This window comes from Undibacterium sp. 5I2, from assembly GCF_035019605.1.
In the GTDB taxonomy this organism is placed as follows: Bacteria; Pseudomonadota; Gammaproteobacteria; order Burkholderiales; family Burkholderiaceae_D; genus Undibacterium.
This window is the reverse complement of sequence record NZ_JASJVS010000152.1, coordinates 1-779: the sequence shown is the minus strand read 5'-3', so window position 1 is coordinate 779 and position 779 is coordinate 1. Positions and strand designations below refer to the sequence as shown.

1 protein-coding gene is annotated in these 779 nt (G+C 56.2%); it reads right to left on the bottom strand.

Annotated features, from left to right (window positions below; all coding sequences use genetic code 11):
• Positions 1–779: IPT/TIG domain-containing protein (locus QN359_RS19775; RefSeq protein ID WP_323493629.1), on the bottom strand; the 779-nt coding region annotated here is incomplete at both ends.

The following is a 779-nucleotide window of genomic DNA, read 5'->3' as shown; positions in this document are numbered from 1 at the left end:
GCTGCATTGGTCAAGCTGTTACCCATGCCGATACTGGCTGTGCTCGGTGTACTGAAACTCACGATACCAAGCGGCAGGCTGCTTATGGTCAAGCTGTAGCTTTGTGTGGCTTGGGCATTTACCCCAGTCACCGCTGCTTGCGTGGCTGTGATCGTACTTGTGCCGACGCTGATCGTTGCGATTACACCGCTGGCGCTGACCGTTGCTACTGCTGTATTTGAACTACTGTAAGTGATCGCGCCGTAACTGCCGCCGCTCAGTGTCGCACTGGCAGCATTCGTCAAAGTACCACCAAAAAACACTGCGGCGCTGCTTGGGGTGGCAAACGTGATGACACTCGTCGGCACTGTATACGTGTAGTTATCTGCGACGCTGACACTGCTAGTACCGCCCATGGTCACGACGGTAATATCCACCGTGCCGCTGCCAGCCGGTGCCGTTGCCGTAATTTGTGTCGCGCTGTTCACAGTAAAACTGCTGGCGTTGCTCAGGCCGAATTTCACCGCAGTAGCGCCAGTAAAATTTGTACCTGTAATGACCACGGAAGTCCCACCCGTGGCTGGACCCGTCGACGTCCCCAGGCTACTCACCGTTGGCGCAGCGATATACGTATATTGATCGCCGGCACTCGTCGCACTCGTACCACCACCGGTCACGACGGTAATATCTACCGTGCCGCTGCCGGACGGTGCCGTTGCCGTAATTTGTGTCGCGCTGTTCACAGTAAAGCCGCTGGCGTTGCTCAGGCCGAATTTCACCGCAGTAGCGCCAGTAAAATT